Annotated in this window: 14 protein-coding genes and 1 tRNA gene; 6 read left to right on the forward strand and 9 right to left on the reverse strand. The window is 71.1% G+C overall.

The annotated features are described in order from the left end of the window. Positions 1-78: 78 nt before the first annotated feature. From Q0P88_RS10090 to leuS, 4 genes are all read right to left on the reverse strand, one after another. Positions 79-342: a hypothetical protein gene (locus tag Q0P88_RS10090; protein ID WP_295013711.1), complete on the reverse strand. Its 264-nt coding sequence runs from the start codon at positions 340-342 to the stop codon at positions 79-81. A 420-nt stretch (positions 343-762) separates the two neighbouring features. Continuing rightward, on the reverse strand, positions 763-1,494 hold the full coding sequence (locus Q0P88_RS10095; protein WP_295013713.1) for a hypothetical protein: 732 nt from the start codon (positions 1,492-1,494) through the stop codon (positions 763-765). A gap of 65 nt (positions 1,495-1,559) precedes the next feature. After that, positions 1,560-2,240, reverse strand: coding sequence for a ComEA family DNA-binding protein (locus Q0P88_RS10100; protein WP_363316505.1), 681 nt, complete (start codon positions 2,238-2,240; stop codon positions 1,560-1,562). 126 nt (positions 2,241-2,366) lie between these two features. After that, positions 2,367-5,000, reverse strand: a complete 2,634-nt coding sequence (gene leuS / locus Q0P88_RS10105; RefSeq protein ID WP_295013714.1) for a leucine--tRNA ligase — start codon at positions 4,998-5,000, stop codon at positions 2,367-2,369. 128 nt (positions 5,001-5,128) lie between these two features. Here leuS and Q0P88_RS10110 point away from each other — a divergent pair, with 128 nt between their 5' ends. The 6 genes from Q0P88_RS10110 (at position 5,129) to Q0P88_RS10135 (ending at position 11,254) form a co-directional block, all read left to right on the forward strand. Next, positions 5,129-6,163: an App1 family protein gene (locus Q0P88_RS10110; RefSeq protein WP_295013716.1), complete on the forward strand. Its 1,035-nt coding sequence runs from the start codon at positions 5,129-5,131 to the stop codon at positions 6,161-6,163. 91 nt (positions 6,164-6,254) lie between these two features. Beyond that, on the forward strand, positions 6,255-7,082 hold the full coding sequence (locus Q0P88_RS10115; protein WP_295013846.1) for a 3-methyladenine DNA glycosylase: 828 nt from the start codon (positions 6,255-6,257) through the stop codon (positions 7,080-7,082). A 46-nt stretch (positions 7,083-7,128) separates the two neighbouring features. Continuing rightward, positions 7,129-8,412, forward strand: a complete 1,284-nt coding sequence (locus Q0P88_RS10120; RefSeq protein ID WP_295013718.1) for a threonine/serine exporter family protein — start codon at positions 7,129-7,131, stop codon at positions 8,410-8,412. 51 nt (positions 8,413-8,463) lie between these two features. Continuing rightward, on the forward strand, positions 8,464-10,314 hold the full coding sequence (locus Q0P88_RS10125; protein ID WP_295013720.1) for a TIGR03767 family metallophosphoesterase: 1,851 nt from the start codon (positions 8,464-8,466) through the stop codon (positions 10,312-10,314). Further along, complete coding sequence (locus tag Q0P88_RS10130; protein ID WP_295013722.1) at positions 10,311-10,679, forward strand: hypothetical protein; 369 nt, start codon at positions 10,311-10,313, stop codon at positions 10,677-10,679. Before Q0P88_RS10125 ends, Q0P88_RS10130 begins: the two co-directional genes overlap by 4 nt. Continuing rightward, positions 10,676-11,254, forward strand: coding sequence for a hypothetical protein (locus tag Q0P88_RS10135; protein WP_295013724.1), 579 nt, complete (start codon positions 10,676-10,678; stop codon positions 11,252-11,254). Before Q0P88_RS10130 ends, Q0P88_RS10135 begins: the two co-directional genes overlap by 4 nt. A 22-nt stretch (positions 11,255-11,276) precedes the next feature. Here Q0P88_RS10135 and Q0P88_RS10140 read toward each other — a convergent pair whose 3' ends face one another. The 5 genes from Q0P88_RS10140 to Q0P88_RS10160 form a co-directional block, all read right to left on the reverse strand. After that, on the reverse strand, positions 11,277-12,350 hold the full coding sequence (locus Q0P88_RS10140) for an NAD(P)/FAD-dependent oxidoreductase (protein ID WP_295013725.1): 1,074 nt from the start codon (positions 12,348-12,350) through the stop codon (positions 11,277-11,279). A 93-nt stretch (positions 12,351-12,443) separates the two neighbouring features. After that, the gene (locus tag Q0P88_RS10145) at positions 12,444-15,800 is read right to left on the reverse strand and encodes an ATP-binding protein (RefSeq protein ID WP_295013727.1); all 3,357 of its coding nucleotides are present in this window, start codon (positions 15,798-15,800) and stop codon (positions 12,444-12,446) included. Then, on the reverse strand, positions 15,797-16,513 hold the full coding sequence (locus Q0P88_RS10150) for a DUF4194 domain-containing protein (RefSeq protein WP_295013729.1): 717 nt from the start codon (positions 16,511-16,513) through the stop codon (positions 15,797-15,799). Before Q0P88_RS10150 ends, Q0P88_RS10145 begins: the two co-directional genes overlap by 4 nt. After that, positions 16,510-17,976, reverse strand: a complete 1,467-nt coding sequence (locus tag Q0P88_RS10155; protein WP_295013731.1) for a DUF3375 domain-containing protein — start codon at positions 17,974-17,976, stop codon at positions 16,510-16,512. Before Q0P88_RS10155 ends, Q0P88_RS10150 begins: the two co-directional genes overlap by 4 nt. Positions 17,977-18,074: 98 nt before the next feature. Next, positions 18,075-18,150 (reverse strand) — tRNA-Ala (locus Q0P88_RS10160). Between the last annotated feature and the right edge of the window lie 107 nt (positions 18,151-18,257).

Genomic DNA, 18,257 nt, shown 5'->3' on the forward strand with positions numbered 1-18,257 from the left:
CCACCCTCCCGGGCAAGCCAGATCAGATGTCACCTATCCGTGCAGCAGTCCCCTCAGAATGCGAGTTCAAAACGTGGATCACGAGTTCATGCGGATTCTTCTCGATATCGCGTCTACGAGTGCCGCGGCGGAGTCAGCAGCAGTGGATTCCACGTTTCCATGAACCAGGAACATCTGGATCAGGTTGTCACGGACGCGCTGCTCGCCCGTATCAGCCAGCCCCACTTCACCACGCCAGTGATACTCAGAGACGAGGCACACCGAGACGAGCGAGATGCCCTCAGACTCGAAGTCAAGGCGCTTCGCATCGCACTCAGCGCCGCCCGCGAAGACGGGGAGCACGCCTCTGACGCTCTACCCGAGCACGGTCCGAATAGCCGAGACACCCCCGAAGTGCGAGCGATCCGACGTCGCATCGATGATCTTCAGATGCGCGACCCACTAATCGCGCAGCTCCGCCTGGCTGGCCAATTCGCCAACCTCACCTGGAGGTGGCTAACGATCGTTCAACGACGTCACGTCGTCGAGAGCCTGGTCGTTCCCCGGGTAAATCCGGTTGAACCGGCCGAACGCGGCCGTCAAGGGGTCAACGAGCACCGAATCGAGCTTGTGTGGCGGTAGCGTCCAGGCGCAGTATTAGAAGGTGGGTGAATCAAATATTTAGAAGGTGGGTTGTGAGTATTTAGAAGGTGGGTCTGAAATACCCCCTTATCTGGGATATTTCAGCCGAACGTCTCGGGATCTGGACAAGGGCGCAGTTCCCTAACTACGTCCGCTGACCGCCGTGAGGTGGCTGAGTCCACTGGCCTTCATCGCGGCGTCGAGCTCGTCGCTCACCGCACGCACCTCCCCGACCGCGAGCCCGGGGAGCAGTTCGGAGCCGGGTTCGGGAAGTCGTCGTGCGCGCGCCAGGAACGCCGCGCGCACATCTCCGGCGATCGTCTCCACCGGCCCGCCGCGGGACAGGTGCTGAACCTCGCCCGAGGCGAACAGGACGAGAGCAGACCGCTCACCGGGCCCGGCCGGCGCGCTGCGCGCGGTGAACCGCAGCACCGTGCCAGGGCCGAGCTTCGTCGCCCGCCGATCGACCGGGATCCCGATGCGCACCGGCACCGGCAGCGCGGAGGGAACGGCGCCGGGACCGAGGCGCCGGGCGTCGGCGTCGGCCCAGAGGCGCCCGTCCGCGCCCGTCGTCGGCAGCGACCGCACGGAGACGACCGCCGTGACGACATGCCCCGCGAGGCGTGCCGCCTGGTCGCGCGCCGGCTGCGCGATCGCCGCCGACACGCAGATGCCGGTCGCGACCCCGGCGCAGAGGAGCAGCAGCGGAACCACGGCGACGATCGTCCTGCCGCTGCGATGTCGGCGCCCGTGCCGGACGACGGGAAGCAGCAGAGCCACCAGAGCGCAGGCCGCACCGAGCGGGGTGCTCAGCTGCGGCGCGAACGTGGTCAGCAACGCGACACCCCACGCGGTCGCTGCGACCGGCAGCATCCGCAGATCCCGCAGCCGCGGACGCACGGCTGCGCCCTCCGATGCTCCTCCGCGCGTCGGCACGGTCAGACCCGCACCCTGTCTCGGAGGGAGGCGAGCAACTTGTCGCCGATACCCGGGACGCCGAGCAGGTCGTCGACGCTCGTGAAGCGACCGTTCGTCGTGCGCCAGTCGACGATCCTCTGCGCCAGCGCGGGGCCGATGCGGGGGAGTTCGTCGAGCGCAGCGACATCCGCGGTGTTGAGATCGATCGGGCCTTCGCCCGCTGCACTGCCGCCGGCGCCGGACGCCCCGCTCGCGGCGCCCGGTGGCGCGGCGCCCTCGGCCGGGACGACGATCTGCTCGCCGTCGACGATGGGGCGCGCGAGATTCACGCCGCCCATGTCCGCGGCCTCCGTCGTCCCTCCGGCATCGGCGAGCGCATCCGCGACCCTGGCGCCCGGGGCGAGCACGTACAGCCCCGGGCGCGCGACCTCGCCGAGGACGTGCACGTATACCGAACCCTCGGCGAATCCCGTCGAGCTCGCGGACGGACGGGGGCTGGTCGGAATGATCTCGGGATCGGAGGACGCCTGGGTGAGCAAGCCGACGCCCACCGTGACCGAGACCGCGACGAGCGCGAGGACGACCGCGGCGCCGAGACCGAGGCGGATGCGGCGCGGCCCGCGCGCGACGCCGGTCGGCACCGGGGCCGGGTCCCGCGTACCCGTCGGCACCGGGTTCGACGTGTCTGTGTCCGCGCTCACACGCCGACGCTAAGCGCGCGAAGGCAGCGCGAGGAGCGAGGAGACGCACCCGGTGGGAAGCCTCGGGCGGCCGTGTCCTGGGGAGGATGAGCCGCGCCCGCCACTCCCCCCGGGTGGCCGGGCCCCTCAGCCCTTGACGGCGAAGTTGACGATCTTCGGTGCGCGCACGATCACGCGCACGATCTCCTTGCCCTCGAGAGCGCGCTGCACCTTCTCATCGGCACGGGCGAGGGCCTCGAGCTCCGCGTCGCCGATCTTCGCGGGAACCTCGAGCGTCGCGCGCACCTTGCCGTTCACCTGCACGGCGCACGTCGCGGAGTCCTCCACGAGCAGCGTCGGGTCCGCCTGCCGCCACGACACGAGACCCACGGAGGGCTCGTGCCCGAGGACCTCCCACATCTCCTCCGCGGTATGCGGCGCGACGAGGTCGAGCATCACGGCCAGGGTCTCCGTCGCCTCGCGGACGGCAGGATCCGTCGCCCCGGAACCGGAGTCGATCGTCTTGCGGATCGCATTGACGAGCTCCATGAGCCGCGCGACCAGCACGTTGAACTTCGTCTGCTCGACGAGCGACGGCGCCTCGGCCAGCAGCTTGTGCGTGGCGCGCCGCAGCGTCGCGTCTCCCCCGTCGAAGACGACATCGACCGGGCTGTCCACGTCGTGCGCGACCCGCAGCGCGCGGGCCAGGAACTTCTGCGCCCCCGTCGTCGAGACGTCCTTCCAGTCCTTGTCGTCCTCCACAGGACCGGCGAAGGCCAGGGCGACACGCAGGGCGTCGGCGCCGTAGGCGTCCAGCTCCTCCTGGAACAGCACGAGGTTGCCCTTGCTCTTGGACATCTTCGCGCCGTCCAGGATCACCATCCCCTGGTTGATCAGGGAGGAGAACGGCTCGGTGAAGTCGATCAGACCCATGTCGAAGAGGACCTTGGTGATGAAACGCGCATAGAGCAGGTGCAGGATCGCGTGCTCGACGCCGCCGACGTAGGAGTCGATCGGGGCCCAGCGTCGCGCCTGCGCCGGATCGAAGGCGACGGTGTCGCTGTGCGGCGACAGGAAGCGCAGGTAGTACCAGGAGCTGTCCACGAAGGTGTCCATGGTGTCGGGGTCGCGCAGCGCGGGCTCCCCCGTGGTCGGGTCGACCGTGCGCACCCAGGACTCCGCGGCGCCGAGGGGGCTGGATCCCCTCGGCGACAGGTCCAGACCCTCGACGCTCGGCAGCCGCACAGGAAGCTGCGTCTCGGCGACGGGCACGATCTCCCCGTCCTGCGTGTGCAGCATCGGGATCGGGGTGCCCCAGAAGCGCTGACGCGAGATCAGCCAGTCGCGCAGACGGTAGTTCTTGGCCGCGCGCCCGCGACCCGCGGCCTCGAGCTGCTCGATCGCGCGGGTGATCGCATTGCGCTTGGAGAGCCCGTTGAACTCCCCCGAGTTGATCATCCGTCCGTCGCCCGTGAGGGCGATCCCGGTGCGCGCAGGGTGCTGGTCGTCGAGCGACCCCGCGGGCTCGGTCGGGACACCGTCCTCGTCGAGCTCGATCACGGGCATGGCACCGGTGATCGGCGCCGTCGTGTCCACCACGACCCGCACCGGCAGGTCGAAGGCGCGCGCGAAGTCCAGGTCGCGCTGATCATGAGCCGGCACGGCCATGACCGCACCGTGTCCGTAGTCGGCGAGCACGTAGTCCGCGGCCCAGATCGGCAGGCGCTCCCCGTTCACCGGGTTGATCGCGAAGCGATCGAGGAACACCCCCGTCTTGGGACGGTCGGCGGACTGGCGGTCGATCTCGCTCGTCTTCTGCACCTGGGTCAGGTAGTCCTGGAAACGCCGGCGCACATCCTCCGACGCGCCCGCGGCCAGCTCCGAAGCCAGATCCGAATCGGGCGCGACGACCATGAACGTCGCTCCGTGCAGGGTGTCGGGGCGCGTCGAGAACACCGTGACGACGTCGTCTCGTCCTTCGATCTCGAAGTCGACATCGGCGCCGATCGAACGACCGATCCAGTTCCGCTGCATCTGCAGCACCTTGTGCGGCCAGCGGCCCTCGAGCTGGTTGAGGTCGTCCAGGAGGCGATCGGCGTAGTCCGTGATCTTGAAGTACCACTGCGTGAGGTTCTTCTTGACGACCTCCGCGCCGCAGCGCTCGCAACGGCCGTCGACGACCTGCTCGTTCGCGAGCACCGTCTGGTCGTTGGGGCACCAGTTGACCGGGCTCTTCTTGCGATAGGCCAGACCGCGCTCGTACAGCTTGAGGAACAGCCACTGGTTCCAGTGGTAGTACTCCGGATCCGAGGTGTGCAGCACGCGGCTCCAGTCGAAGGAGACGCCGTACGCCTCGAACCCGGCCTTCTGCTGTGCGATGTTCTGATAGGTCCACTCGCGCGGATCCGCGCCGCGGCGGATCGCCGCGTTCTCGGCGGGCAGGCCGAAGCTGTCCCACCCGATCGGGTTCAGGACGTTGTGCCCGCGATGCCGCCAGAAACGGGCGACGATGTCGCTGTAGAGGTAGTTCTCCGCATGGCCCATGTGCAGGTCGCCCGAGGGGTAGGGGAACATCGCGAGGACGTACTTGCGGGGACGCACGTCCTCGTCGCCGCCCGCACGGAAGGTCTCGTGCTCGGCCCAGTAGCGCTGCCACTTCTCCTCGAGCCGGTGAATCTGGTTTCGCTGGAGCTCGTGCACCGTCAGCGACTCGTCGTCGTGCGACGCGGGACCGGGGTGGGACGGGTTCTCGGACAACGGAAGACCACTCTCCTGCAGCATAGGAATGTCCCCCGAGCAGGGGAACTTCCAGATTATCCCAGCCGGAGGAGGGCACAGGTCCGGCAGGGACCGATCCGACGCCGGGAGGGCGCACCGATCCGGTGCCGGCGTGGGAGACTAGAACGGCTATGCCCTCATCCCGCCGCCGCCCGGAACGGATCCACTGGTTCGCCCGCCTGGAGCACCGTTTCCATGCGTGGCGGGAGAAGCGCGCCCGCCGGCGGGGACGGACGGCCACGGTGCTGCCGTTCCCCGGGTACGGCGGCCCGGGCTGGATCCGGGTCGTGGGCCGCGTGCTCATCCTGCCGAAGGCCGGCCGCAAGGGGCGCGACGCGAGCGCCCGCGGGTGGCGCAGCTTCCTCGGCATCCCCGTGAGCTTCTCCACCGTCACCATCCGCATCGGCGAGAAGACGCACGAGGTGACAGCGGATCGCGGCGGCGTGATCGACTGCCGGATCGAGGTGGGGCTTCCCGCGGGCTGGCAGGAGATCGCGATCTCCGTGGAAAGCCAGGAGCCCGTTGCCGCGAAGGTCTTCGTCGTCGCGGACGACGTCCGGTTCGGGATCGTGTCCGATGTCGACGACACCGTGATGGTGACGGCGCTGCCCCGTCCCCTGGTCGCCGCGTGGAACTCCTTCGTCGTCGACGAGCACGCGCGGACGCCGGTCCCCGGCATGGCCGTGCTGTTGGAGCGCCTCGTGCGCGCGAACCCCGGCGCGCCGATGATCTACCTCTCCACCGGCGCGTGGAACGTCGCCCCCACTCTGAACCGCTTCCTCTCCCGTCACCTCTTCCCCCAGGGGTCGATGCTGCTGACGGACTGGGGCCCGACGCACGACCGCTGGTTCCGCAGCGGGCGGGAGCACAAGCTCACGAACCTGCGTCGTCTGGCGGTCGAGTTCCCGCAGGTGAGGTGGCTGCTCATCGGCGACGACGGCCAGCACGACGAGGCGATCTACACCCAGTTCCTCGGCGAGCACCCCGACGCGGTCGCCGCTGTCGCCATCCGCCGTCTGCTGCCCGCCGAGGCCGTCCTCGCCGGACGTCGCGCGGGCAACCGTTCCGAGAACGACACCGAGACGGACGTGACGGTGCCGTGGGTGAGCGCCGAGGACGGCGCGGGCATCCTCGACACGCTCATCGCCGCCGGCGTCGTGCACTGAGGCGATGGACGCCTCGACGATTCCGGCCCGTCCGCTCCCGGAGGCCGTGGCGGCGGAGGCCAGACAGCGACTGGATCGAGCGACCTGGTCGATGCGTGCCGATGCCCACGCCGACCGGGCGGACGCGTTGACCTCCGCGCATCGCGCACGGCGGTCCCGGGGCGAGAAGCACCCCGTCCACGACTTCCTCTTCACCTACTACGGGTACGCGCCCGCGCAGCTGCGACGCTGGCATCCGGGCGCCGGGGTGCTCCTCGCGGACGCCGGGGAGCGCGCGGCCTGGCGCTGGTACTCCCCCGGCGTCGCGGCGGGGTCCGCGATGCCCGACGCGCAGGTGTTCGCAACCGAGAAACCGCAGCTCGCGCAACTGATCCGCACGATGCTGTCCCGCACGGCCTCCCGGCCGGGGCAGTTCGGCTGCTTCGGACTGCACGAGTGGGCGATGGTCTACCGTACCCCCGAACACCGTCATGACGTGCCGCTGCGGCTCGGTCAGGCGGGGACGGATGCGGTCGTCGACGCGGGTGAGCTGCGCTGCACGCACATCGACGCGTTCCGCTTCTTCACGCCGGAGTCGGTCCCGCGCAACCGCCTCGCCCCCACCCGGGAGACGCAGCCGCAGCTCGAACAGCCCGGGTGCCTGCACGCCGGCATGGACGTGTACAAGTGGGCCGTGAAGCTGGGGCCTCTCGTGCCCGGCGAACTGCTGCTGGACGCCTTCGAGCTCGCCGGCGAGATCCGCGTGCTCGACATGCAGGCGGCCCCCTACGACCTGTCCGCCTGGGAGGTCGAACCCGTCCGCATCGAGACCGCGGAGGGCAAGGCCGAGTACGTGCGTCGGCAGCGCGCCTTCGCGGACCGCGCCAACGCCCTGCGCGGCCGGATCCTCGACGCCTGGCTCGGGGCGCCCGTCCCCTGACCTCCCCGGTGCGGGCCACCCGCGCGCACGCTCTACGATTTCAGTGATGTCCCCTTCCGAACCGGTGAGCCCCGACGTGGCGCTCGGAGAGCTCGGAGCCCTGCTGCTCGACTCCGGCGTATCCGTCACCGACGTCAGAGGCACCCTCGAACGGGTCCGCGATGCGGCGGCGCCGCGGCAGGATCTGGCGTTCGCCGTGCTGCCCGAGCACGTCCTCGTGAGCCGTCCCGGCGTTCCCGGCGCCACCACGGTCGCCTCCGGCGACGGATCCGACCTCACCTTCCGTCAGAGCGCGCACGCCTCACGTTTGGCGCGCCGTCTGGAAGCGGGACAGGTCGAGCTGGACCTCGTGCCCTCGCACGTCGCGCACATCCGCGGCATCCCCCGTCGCCGACCCGTCCTGCAGCGCACGCTCGGTGGCGCGCTGCTCGCCTCGGGCCTGGCCGTGCTGTTCCGCTGCCCCTGGTGGGCGGTGCTGCTCGCGCTCGTCGTGGGCGCGCTCGTCTCGGCGATCGTGATCGCGACGGATCGGGTGCGTGCCGCCGCGGCCGTCGTCCCGTTCCTCGCCGCGCTCGTCTCCACGCTGACCGTCGGGGTGGTCGCCGACCGCCTGGACCTCGGCGCGGTGCCGTTGTTCGCGGTCTGCGCCCCGGTCGCCCTGCTCGTGCCGGGCGCACTCATCACGAACGCGCTGCTCGAGCTCACGGCGGCCGACATCGTCACGGGCGCCTCCCGTCTCATGTACGGGCTCATCATGCTCGGCTTCATGGCGGCCGGGATCTTCACCGGCGCCGCGGTCACGGGGCTGCGGGTCGATCCGCGCTCGGCGGCCCTGGTCGGTGAGACGTCGCTGGTCACCGGGCACGGCGGCTGGGAGGCGGTGCCCCCGCTCTGGCTGAGCCCGTTCGGGGTCGTCGTCCTCGCGATCGGGATCGGCCTGAGCTTCGGCTCCGGGTTCCGGCTGACCGTCGGCACGATCGTGGTGATGCTGTGCACCTATGGTGCGCTGATGGTCCTGAGCCCGTTCCTGGGGAGCACGGTCGCGACCGGGGTCACGGCAGGGCTGCTGTTCCTCGCCGCCAGGGTGCTGGAGCGCGTGACGCTCGCGGTGCCCGCGACGGTCTCGTTCCAGCCGGCCTTCCTGCTGCTCGTCCCCGGAACGGTCGGTCTCGTGGCGCTCGCCTCGTTCGACGCTCAGGCGCTCGCCGCCGCCCCCATGGTCTTCCTCAGCCTCTGCATCGGCACGAAGGTGGGCGCATTGGTCGCGGACGCGCTGCGCATCACCCGCCCGATCCCGGCCGTGACCGGATCGATCCGCGTCATCCGCTGACCATCCGCTTCGACGCTCGATGCTTGCGCGGGGAACGCTTCCCCCGCCAGGATGAGTCATCCGTTCCCTCCCCCGAAGGTCGCCCGTATGCCCGGTCTCAGCCGACGGCTCTTCCTCGCGCATGCGGCGGCGCTGGCCGCCGCCTCCCGATTGCCGCTGGACGCACTCGGGCCGCGGCTCGCGGCGCCCGGCCCGTCCGGCATCTCCTCCGCGGCGGGGACGGCGAGTGCCCCTCAGGAGGCGCCGAGCACGCTGCTGCAGACGATCCTGCGGGGCCCCGTCGTCCAGGGCAGCTATCGGCGGCTCTCGGCGGGGCCCGGAGAGCCGCACATCCCCCGCTTCGACGTGCTGCGCCGAGTCGCGGACGACGCACGGAAGACGTCTCGGCGCTCGCTGCTCTATCTCGGACACCTCTCCGACCTGCACGTGATCGACGCGCAGTCCCCGGGCCGCATCGAGCCGATGATCGCGCAGGACCACGCCGCCTGGGGATCCGCGTTCCATCCGCAGGATCCACTCAGCCCGCACACCGTGGCCGCCATGGTGCGCGCGTTCTCCGACGCCCGCTACAGCGCGGTGACCGGGGCTCCGATGGGCGCGGCCGTCGTCACGGGCGACAGCGCCGACATGCACTCCCACCTCGAGCTGCGCTGGTACATCGATCTCATGGACGGGCTGGCCGTCGATCCCGCGACGGCCGGTTCGACCTACCGCGGCGTGCAGGCGTGGCCGGAGGCGACCTGGGCGTACCGGCCCGGCGACCCCCGCGGAGGCGCGTTCGGCGACTACGGGTTCCCTCGCCTCCCGACGCTCCTCGCCGATGCGATCGCCTCGAAGGTGCCGTCTCCCGGGCTTCCCGCGCCCTGGTACGCGGTGTACGGCAACCACGACACCCTGCTCCTGGGCACTTTCGGGCTGACGCCCCAGTTGCGGGCGCTCGCCACCGGAGGGCAGAAGGCGTACACGCTCGAGGCGACGGCGGGCACCGCGCTCGGCGGATACGCCTCGTCGACCGGACTGTTGCAGCAGATGATCGACGGCCTCGGCCTCGCGCTCGGCAAGCCGGGGTTCCGCACGGTGCCGCCCAATCCGGAGCGGTTCCTCTTCGAGCAGCGCGCGTTCATGGCCGAGCACTTCCGTACGGAGAAGAACCCGGGGCCGGTCGGCCACGGTTTCACCCAGCACAACCTCGACACCGGGGAGACCTGGTGGAAGGCCGATCTCAGCCCGCGCGTGCGCGCCCTGGGCCTCGACACGTGCAACGCGGTCGCCGGACCCGACGGCGCCGTGCCCGACGTGCAGTTGCGCTGGCTGGAGGAGGAGCTCGCACGCGCCGAGCGCGAGAACGTCCTCGTCCTGGTGATGAGCCACCACAACAGCCTGACTTTGGAGAACCGCGCCCAGCGCCCCGGCGACACGAGCGTGCTGCATGGCGCGGATGCGCTCATCGACGTGATGTTGCGCCATCCGGTCGCCGTCGGCTGGCTCAACGGCCACACCCATCTCAATCAGGTCCTTGCGCACACTTCGGCCACGGGCGGGTTCTGGGAGATCACCACCGCCTCCTGCATCGACTTCCCGCAGCAGCAGCAGGTGATCGAGATCGTCGACAACCGCGACGGCACGCTCTCCCTGTTCGCGACGGTGCTCGACCACGCGTCGGACGCGAGGCCCGGATCCGGCGGCTCCTCCGCCGACCTGGCGTCCCGCGCCCGCGAGTTCTCGTTCAACGACTGGGCCGAGTCGCCGACGATGCGCCGCGGCTCCCCGCTGGACCGCAACGTCGAGCTGCTGCTTCCCGCCCCCTTCGATCTGTCCACGATCTCGGACGCGGCGCTCGAGGCACAGCGCATGACGGAGCAGACCCGCATGCTCGCCTACGAGCAGAGGCTCCGCTCATGAGGCGCGGGACACCGCGCCCGTTCCGCGCCCGCGCCGCCGTGGTGTTGGTGCTGGCGGGTCTGTGCCTGACCGGCTGCTCGCAGGCGCAGGCGCTCGCGCCGGTCGGCGGCGACCGACTCGCGGCGGTGCGCTTCGGTACGCTCGACGCACTCGTGGAGGCGGAGGTGGAGGTGCTCTCGGCGCCGACCTGCGTGCAGAAGTCGGACGACACCGTCTCCTGCACGGGCACCGCGAGCGACGGGCGCGAGATCAGCGCGATCTCGCGCGGTACCTCGCCCGACATCGAGGTCGTCGTCGGCGGGAAGACGGTGTACTCCGGATCCCTGACGGACCTCCTCGATCGCGCGGCGGGAGAATCCGGATGATCGCGTCCCGCTCCCGGGGCCGGCTGCTGCGGACGGCCCTCGCCGTGGTCGTCGTCGCGGCGATCCAGGCGGTCCTGGTCGCCCTGATCCCCTCTCCGGCCGCCCCGGCGCCCCTGATCGCAGGAGCCATCGCGTCCTTCGCGGCCTGCGTGCTGGGCCTGGCCGTCGCCGTGCGCGAGGCGGGATCCGGCGCTGCTGTGCCGGCGGTCGGGCTCGGCCGCGCCGTGCTGTTCTCGCTGCTCGCGACGGCCGCCGTCAGCGCGGCCGCGATCGTCTCGGCCTTCGCCGGCGCGGCGGTCGTCGTCCTCGCCCTCGGCCTCGTGCCGCTGCTGACCTCGGGAGCCCGCGCCACGGCGCTGGCCTGGCGACGACGACCGGTCCGCGGAGCGCTGCGCGTGCTGACCACCCTCCTCGCGATCGGGCTCGCCGCCACGGTGTCGCTGCTCCTCGGGCTCTTCGTCACCGGCTGGCCGGCGAGCGCCCTATCGTGGCTGTGGTTCGGGACCACGGCGGCCGCTCTCGTGCTGTGGTGGGCGGCATCGGCGCATCCGCGCTCCGTGCGGCCCGCGACCTGAACCTCCGCTTCCTCGCCCCGCCCTACGCCGTCGCGTCGAGCGCCGGGGCCAGCGTCCTCAGGTACCGCTGCACGCCGCGCGCAGCCGTGCGCCCGGCCCGGTTGGCTCCAATCGTGCTGGCGGACGGACCGTAACCGACGAGTTGGATCCGCGGATCCTTCACCGCGGTCGTGCCGCGTCCGTCGTGATCGAGCTGGATCCCGCCCAGCGCACTGCGCAGGTGCAGCGGCGCGAGGTGGCCGATCGCCGGCCGGAAGCCGGTCGCCCACAGGATCGCGTCGACCCGCTCGAACGAACCGTCGGCCCAGCGCACGCCGTCGGGCTCGATGCGCTGGAACATCGGTCGTCGCGCGTCGTACACGCCCAGCCGGGCCGCCTCCTGCTCCTGCGGACGCAGCATGAGCCCGGTGACGCTCACCACGCTCTGCGGTGCGAGCCCCCGCGCCACGCGCTGCTCGACCAGGGCGACCGCGGCCGCGCCCGCCTCCGGGGTGAAGTCGCCGGTGCGCCAGACCGGCAGCCGACGGGTCGCCCACAGCACGTCGGCGATCGGGGCGAGTGCTCCGAGGAACTGCACGGCCGAGGCTCCACCCCCGACGACCAGCACGCGCTTGCCGCGGAAGTGCTCGGGTCCGGGGTAGTCGACGGTGTGGAACTGCTCACCGAGGAAGGTCTCCATCCCCGGGTAGTGCGGGAGGAACGGCTGCGTCCAGGTGCCGGTCGCGTTCACCAGCGTGCGCGCCCGCCACGTGCCCTCGGCCGCGTGCACGACGAGGATCCCGTCCTCGTCCGTCACGCGGTCCACGCGCACGGGACGCCGTACAGGAAGCTCGTGCTCGCGCTCGTAGGCGGCGAACGTGGCGGGAACCACGGTGTTCGCCCGTGCGGCGGTGCGCGGGGGCGGCACGGATCCCGGCAGTTCGGCGACGCCGTGCACGTCCTGCATCGTGAGGGCATCCCAGCGGTGCTGCCAGGCCCCGCCCGGGGCGTCGTCGGCGTCGAGCACCAGATGCGGAATGCCCAGGCGGCGCAGATGGTACGAACTCGAGAGTCCGGCCTGGCCGGCGCCGATCACGATGCTGTCGAGGATGTCCACGCCGGGTGCAACGCCGCCGGCCGGGGCGCTGTTCCCCGCAGCCGCCGGAGCCCGGCGACGTCGCGCACCGCGTCGTCCGCCTCAGGAGCGGCGTCAGACGGACGCGGGCAGTCCGACCTTCAGCCTCGCCCAGGAGCGGCCCTGCGTGTCCTTGAGGATGTCGTACTCCACGTCGACGTGCGGCTCGATCGCGCTGTACTTGTCGTTCGGCGCGCCGATGACCAACTGGAACCCGAGGCCGCGCCACGCGCCGATCGCCCGCTTGGTGAAGTGGGCGTCGGCCTTGATGAGGGCCTCGTCCATGAACACCGGGGCGTAGCGCGGACGCTCCGCTCCGGCGTCGCCGAGCTGGTATCGGAGGGCCGCGCCGACGATGAAGGCGATGAGCTCCTGCGACTCGCCGCCGGACTTCTCGCCGATGTGGTCGTACAGCGCCACATGGGCCTTGGTGTCCGCCGTGACCCGCTCCGCGCTCACGCGCACGTGGTTGCGCACGTCGATGAGGTCGGCGAAGTCGGGCGCGGAGCGCCGCAGATGGCCGATGAGACGGGACATCCGACGGTAGGCGTGCTCACGCTCCTGATCGGTGGATGCCGCCTCGATGAGCCCTCGCACCTCGCGCAGGTCACGGCGGAACCGCTTGCGCGCCTCTGACTGGCTCTCCCGGGTCGTGATCTGCAGGCGGTGGTGATCGTCGTAGAACGGCAGATCCTGCATGATCCGATTGATCGGCTCGATCCGCTGCCGGATGTCCCGCAGCGCCCTGCCGAGCGTCGAGTCCAGGTTCGTGAGATCGTTCCCCGACAGATGCACCAGGCTGTCCCGCCACTCGCTCTCGAGCCGGTGCAGCCCGCTCGTCTCGAGAGCCGTGAGGATGCTCTCGAAATCGTCGACGTACAGATCAGGATCCGCGAGCAGGTTCGGATTCTCCCAGCGCTCCAGGAAGCCGCTCATCAGCCGGCGCATGGCCTCGCGCTGCTCGTGGTGCGCCTCGAACGCCGCGGTGCGATCCTCGGTCAGCCGGGCGCCCGCCGTCTGCAGCGCGCCGTCGAAGCGCTCCAGCAGCACCGAGGGTGCCGCGTGCACCGAGACCGGCGTGGCGAAGCGGACGTCCAGATACTCCGCCTGCTCGCTGTCGACGGCGCGACCCGATTCGGCCGCCTCCCCGAGGAGGGCCTGACCGGCGTCCACGTCGTCGGTGATCCGACCCCAGCGCTCCTCGACCTGCTGGCGTTCCGCCACGGCAGCGCCGATCTCCTCACGCAGCCGCGCGGCGACCCCTTTGGCCTTCTCGATCTGCGCACCGATCGCGGCGATGTCGGGGTTCTTCTCGCCGACGTCGGCCTCCACGCCGCGCCAGCGCTCCTGTTCGGCGACCAGCGCGTCCACGTCGACCCGATCCCAGACGACGTCCGCGACGCGGGCGAAGGCCGCTCGTTCGGCATCGAACCCGTCCAAGGCGGCCTCGGTCGCGGCGGCCCCCCTCTCGGCACGATCGAGCGCGGGTCGCAGCTCGTCGACCGCGGCCTGGAGTTCGCGCATCCGGGCGCGGTTGGAGAATCCCAGCACGTTCGTGCGTCCGTGGCCGCCGTGCGATCCCTGATCGCCGCGGGAGACCTGGCCGGTGATCGTGAGCGCCTGCTCGTGCCGGGCGAGATCGGCCGCCGTGTTCACGCACACGAAGTCGAACCGTTCGCCGAGGCGCACCTGCAGCCACCCGGTGAACGGAGTGTCGGCGTACTCCAACCGGCCGGGCAGTCGGTCGTCCGCTCCCCCGCCGCTCGCACGGAGCCCGGTGTGCACGCCGTGGTACGTGAGCCGGCGCGGCGTGCGCACCCCGTCGATCGCCGTGCGGAACCGGTCGAGGTCGGCGACGTCGAGGAGCACCGTCGTGGCGAAGCCGCCGAGGGCGAGGTTGAACGCCTCGCGCCAGGGCTCGTACTCGGTGCGGACCTCGATGAGCTCTCCCACGAACGGGAGCTGGTGCGGCTCGATTCCCGCCGCCTCGGCGAGCAGCTCCCGCGACCGGTACAGGTCGGCGGGGATGTTGCCCGCGAACGCCGCCGCCTCGTCGAGCGCCCTCTCGCGGGCGGCGAACTCGGCCTTGACCGCGTCCCGCGCGCGGCGGGCATCCGCCCACGCGGTACGGACGCTCCCCTTCGCGTCTGCGTCGGAAAGCACCGTGCGGGCGCGCGCGACGAGCTTCTCGAACTGCGCGCGGCTCTGCACGTCGGCGCCCAGCATCCGCGCGTCGTCGTCGAGCTTCGCGCGCAGCGCCTGCGCTTCGTCGAGGCGCGCCTGCACGGCGCGCAGCTCGCGGCGGGCGGTCTCCAGGCGGTCGCCGCCCCGTTCGCGGAGCAGGTCGCGCAGGCCGTCGTGCTCGGCCTCCGCCGCCTCGGCCTGCACGCGCTTCTCTCGCACGAGCGCGTCGAGGGTGCGCGTGCGATCGCGCAGCTCGTCCTCCACGTCGCGCAGCAGATCCCTGCGACGCTCGGCGCGCCACAGGGAGGCGATCGAGCCGGGATCCTCGAACACGCCGACGGCGTCGATGAGCGTCATCCGCCCGGCCGCCGCCTCGATGCGGTGACGCAAGTCGCGGAGGGGCTCGAGGGCGGCCACCTGCTGGCGCGCGACCAGCATACGCTGCTTCGTGCTCTCGAGCTCGTCGAAGTGCACGACCACCGCGTCCGCGGTGCGCAGGGTCTCTGGCTCCTCGAGCACCAGACGTTTGTAGAGGTCGTCGACCGTGGTGATCTGCTGTCCCGCCTGGATCCGGGCGAGCAGGCTCATCGCGTTCGCGCCCGCCCCGGCGGCGCCGATCCCCAGCACCGAGTGCAGCCGCGCCGAGAACTCGCGGTCCGTGCCCACCGGCTCCAGTCCCGCGGCACGCACGGAGGCGTCGGTGAGACGCTGCGCGGCGGCACGCTCCAGGGCGGCCAGGTCGAACGCGGCGTTCGTCGTGGCGCGCACGCGGACCGTATCCTCCAGCACCCGCGCCCCGGCCGGGATGTACCAGGCGCGCACCGCGGTGAAGTGCGAGTCGTCGTGGTCGCGCCAGGTCATCGCGATCGCGGTCCAGGTGTCCTCCCCGTCGCCGCGCAGCACCTGCACCTTCGTGCCCTCCTCCGTGCGGGTCTCGTCGAGCTTGCCGCGACCGTAGGAGAGCACGTTGCGCTGCTCGTCGCCGCGCGGACGGCCCGTGACGCCGCCGTTCGATGCGCCGTTGAACGGCGTCGTATGCGGCATCATCAAGGCGATGTACGCGTCCATGAGCGTCGACTTGCCGGATCCGGATCCGCCGCAGAGGAGCGTCGCCGCGGGTGAGAATCTCACGCGGTGCGGTCCGCCGTCGTAGCCGCCCCAGTTGACGAGCTGCAGGTCCTCTGCGATCCATTGCTGCCCGCGGGACGCCTCGGGGATGAGTCCGAAGAGCGTGTCGATCATGGTCATGACAGGACGTCCTCCCGTGCTTCCTCGTCGTCCGCGACGGTGCCCGACGCCGCGCCGTCGGCGCCGGAGAGGCGTGCGGCGGCGGTCTCGCGCAGCCAGTCGCGCAGCTCGGTGAGCTTCTCGGCGCTCAGGACGACCTCGACGAGAGGTCCGATCCGATACCGCCCCGTGGTCTCCTCGCTGATGATCCCGTCGTTCGCGAGTTTGCGCATCGCATCGCGCACGGCCTTCTGGCGACGGGAGATGTCGCCGTCGGCGTCCGTGAAGTAGCTGAGCACCGTCGCTTCGACGTCCTCGATGTCGATGCGGGGCGCGGCCTCGCCGGCCACGTTCTCGCGCTCGTAGACCGTGCGCAGATGGACCAGCACGAGCGTCTCGGAGCGCGTGTACGGCGTATCCCGGAGCAGGATCGGGATGTCGAGCTCGTCGATGCGGATCTGCTGCTTGTACGCCAGCCCGTGCTCGTGATCGACGATGAGCCGGATGTAGAGGTCGTTGAGGCGCGACTCGATCACCGTCTGATGATCGAGCAGGGTGCGCCACTCGACGCGGTTGCGATCGGCGAGGAGGAAACGCCGGTGCAGGAGCAGTGCGAGAGTGCGGCGCACCTCGGGATCGAGCACGCCGCGGTCCCCGGGGAACAGTTCGGCGAGGTCGTCCTCCATCGGGACGGGCTCGATGAACCCGGACGCCTCGGTCACGTCGTCGGTCATGATCGCTCTTCCTTCCTCGCCTGCACGGTCACGGATCCGAACGCGAACCGTCGCGCCGTGCCGTCCGGGCGCACGGCCTCCACGATCGAGACCCCGCCTGCGTCCGCGATCCCGTTGCGATGCGCGATCTCGAGCAGCCCGAGCAGGTCGACCGGGCGGCGCGCACCGTCCCCGATCGCCTCGAACGCCTCGGCGAGATCGAACGTGTCGCCGAGCGCGGCGACGTGCGCCTCGAGCTCGGCGTAGTGCGGGCCACCCCAGGCGCGGGTGTCGGCATCGACGAACTCGACGTCCTGACCCTGTGTGACCAGCGCGGCCGGCGCGCCGGGAGGGCGGACGTCGCCGAGCGACTGGCGCAGATGGCCGATGCTCGCCACGGGCAGGCGCCGAAGCGGATCTACGGGGGTCTCCGGCGTCCGCGTCTGCGTCCAGGCCTGCATCCCCGCGATGACGTCGCGCAGCAGTTCGTCGACCTGACGATCACGAGCGGGATCGTGCGTACGCACCTGGCCCGCGATGACATGCGAGGCGCGGCGCTGGGCCGTCAGCACCTCCTGCACGCCCCGTTCCATGCGGCGCCCGATCATGTCGATCTCCGCGCGCTGAGTGCTGTCCAGCAGCTGCGCGAAAGGGCGCGCGAGAAGTCCGTGCAGCTGCTCGGTGAGCGCATCGATCCGCTCGGGATCGCCGATGAGCCGCAGAGCGCCCGCGAAGGCCTGCCCCTCCCGCGTCGACTGCATGACCTGCTGGCCGCGCAGCAGGTATTCGCGCAACACCTCGCCCGTCGGGCGCTCGTCGCGACGCAGGTCGCGGATGACGTCGCGCTGCATCGCCTTGATCGACTCGGCGACGCGCGTGAAGTCCGCCGGCAGCCCCCGGGAGAGGTGCAGCACGTTCTCGGCCTCTTCCAGGAGCTCGTCGTCCGGGATCGGATCCGCCGAGCCGTCCTCGAGCGCCGTGATCTGGGCATCCAGTGCCGCCCGCTCCGCCCGCAGTCGGGCCAGACGTCGCGCGGGGTCGCCGTCCGCGTTCCCGGCAAGGCGCTCCACGGCCTCCAGAAGAGTGCGCACCCGGGAGTTCGAGACCCGAGAGCCGCCGCCGGTGAGATCGGCGATCTCGAGCGCGCGCACGGCATGGGCCGTTAGCCGGTAGACCTCGCTGTCGCCGTCGATCTGCTGGCCGAGCCAACCGACCTTGACCCAGTACCGGCAGACCTCCCGGCCCGAGGTGGAGGGGAGCCGCCGGTCGTCCGTCTCGTACCCGGCATTGCGCAGCCGATCCAGCATCTCTCCGACCTCGATGTGGGCGTCGGCGACGGCGACGGTCGCACGGTCGGCCGAGAACATGACGCTCAGCGCAGCGATGACGAACGGAGCGAACCTGCCGTGCAGCAGATCGAGGGTCGGCGTCTTGAACGCCGCGAGCGCACGCAGATACGCACCCTCGGCTCCGGCCGCTGTCACGATCGCACCGTCCGCACTGCCATCGACACGCTCCGCACCCTCTCGTTCCTGCTGACGCGCCAGACGCGGAAAGCCCCCGGCGAACCGAGGGCTTTCATTGGTGGACCTGAGGGGACTCGAACCCCTGACCCCCTGCATGCCATGCAGGTGCGCTACCAGCTGCGCCACAGGCCCATCTCGTCTCCGCGGCTTCCCGCAGCAACCCGTTCAGCTTACAACAGCGATCGAGATGCACGCGAATCCGCCGCGGGAACCGGGTCGCCGGGCGTGTCCGAGCGAGG

This window comes from uncultured Microbacterium sp. (genome assembly GCF_945952435.1).
Taxonomy (GTDB): Bacteria; Actinomycetota; Actinomycetes; order Actinomycetales; family Microbacteriaceae; genus Microbacterium.

Coding starts and splice junctions, on each gene's coding strand:
- Q0P88_RS10095 (WP_295013713.1), bottom strand. CDS start 1,494: ATGCTGCCGGTCGCAGCGACCGCGTGGGGTGTCGCGTTGCTGACCACG.
- leuS (WP_295013714.1), bottom strand. CDS start 5,000: ATGCTGCAGGAGAGTGGTCTTCCGTTGTCCGAGAACCCGTCCCACCCC.
- Q0P88_RS10145 (WP_295013727.1), bottom strand. CDS start 15,800: ATGACCATGATCGACACGCTCTTCGGACTCATCCCCGAGGCGTCCCGC.
- Q0P88_RS10135 (WP_295013724.1), top strand. CDS start 10,676: ATGATCGCGTCCCGCTCCCGGGGCCGGCTGCTGCGGACGGCCCTCGCC.
- Q0P88_RS10110 (WP_295013716.1), top strand. CDS start 5,129: ATGCCCTCATCCCGCCGCCGCCCGGAACGGATCCACTGGTTCGCCCGC.
- Q0P88_RS10130 (WP_295013722.1), top strand. CDS start 10,311: ATGAGGCGCGGGACACCGCGCCCGTTCCGCGCCCGCGCCGCCGTGGTG.
- Q0P88_RS10115 (WP_295013846.1), top strand. CDS start 6,255: ATGCGTGCCGATGCCCACGCCGACCGGGCGGACGCGTTGACCTCCGCG.
- Q0P88_RS10150 (WP_295013729.1), bottom strand. CDS start 16,513: ATGACCGACGACGTGACCGAGGCGTCCGGGTTCATCGAGCCCGTCCCG.
- Q0P88_RS10125 (WP_295013720.1), top strand. CDS start 8,464: ATGAGTCATCCGTTCCCTCCCCCGAAGGTCGCCCGTATGCCCGGTCTC.
- Q0P88_RS10120 (WP_295013718.1), top strand. CDS start 7,129: ATGTCCCCTTCCGAACCGGTGAGCCCCGACGTGGCGCTCGGAGAGCTC.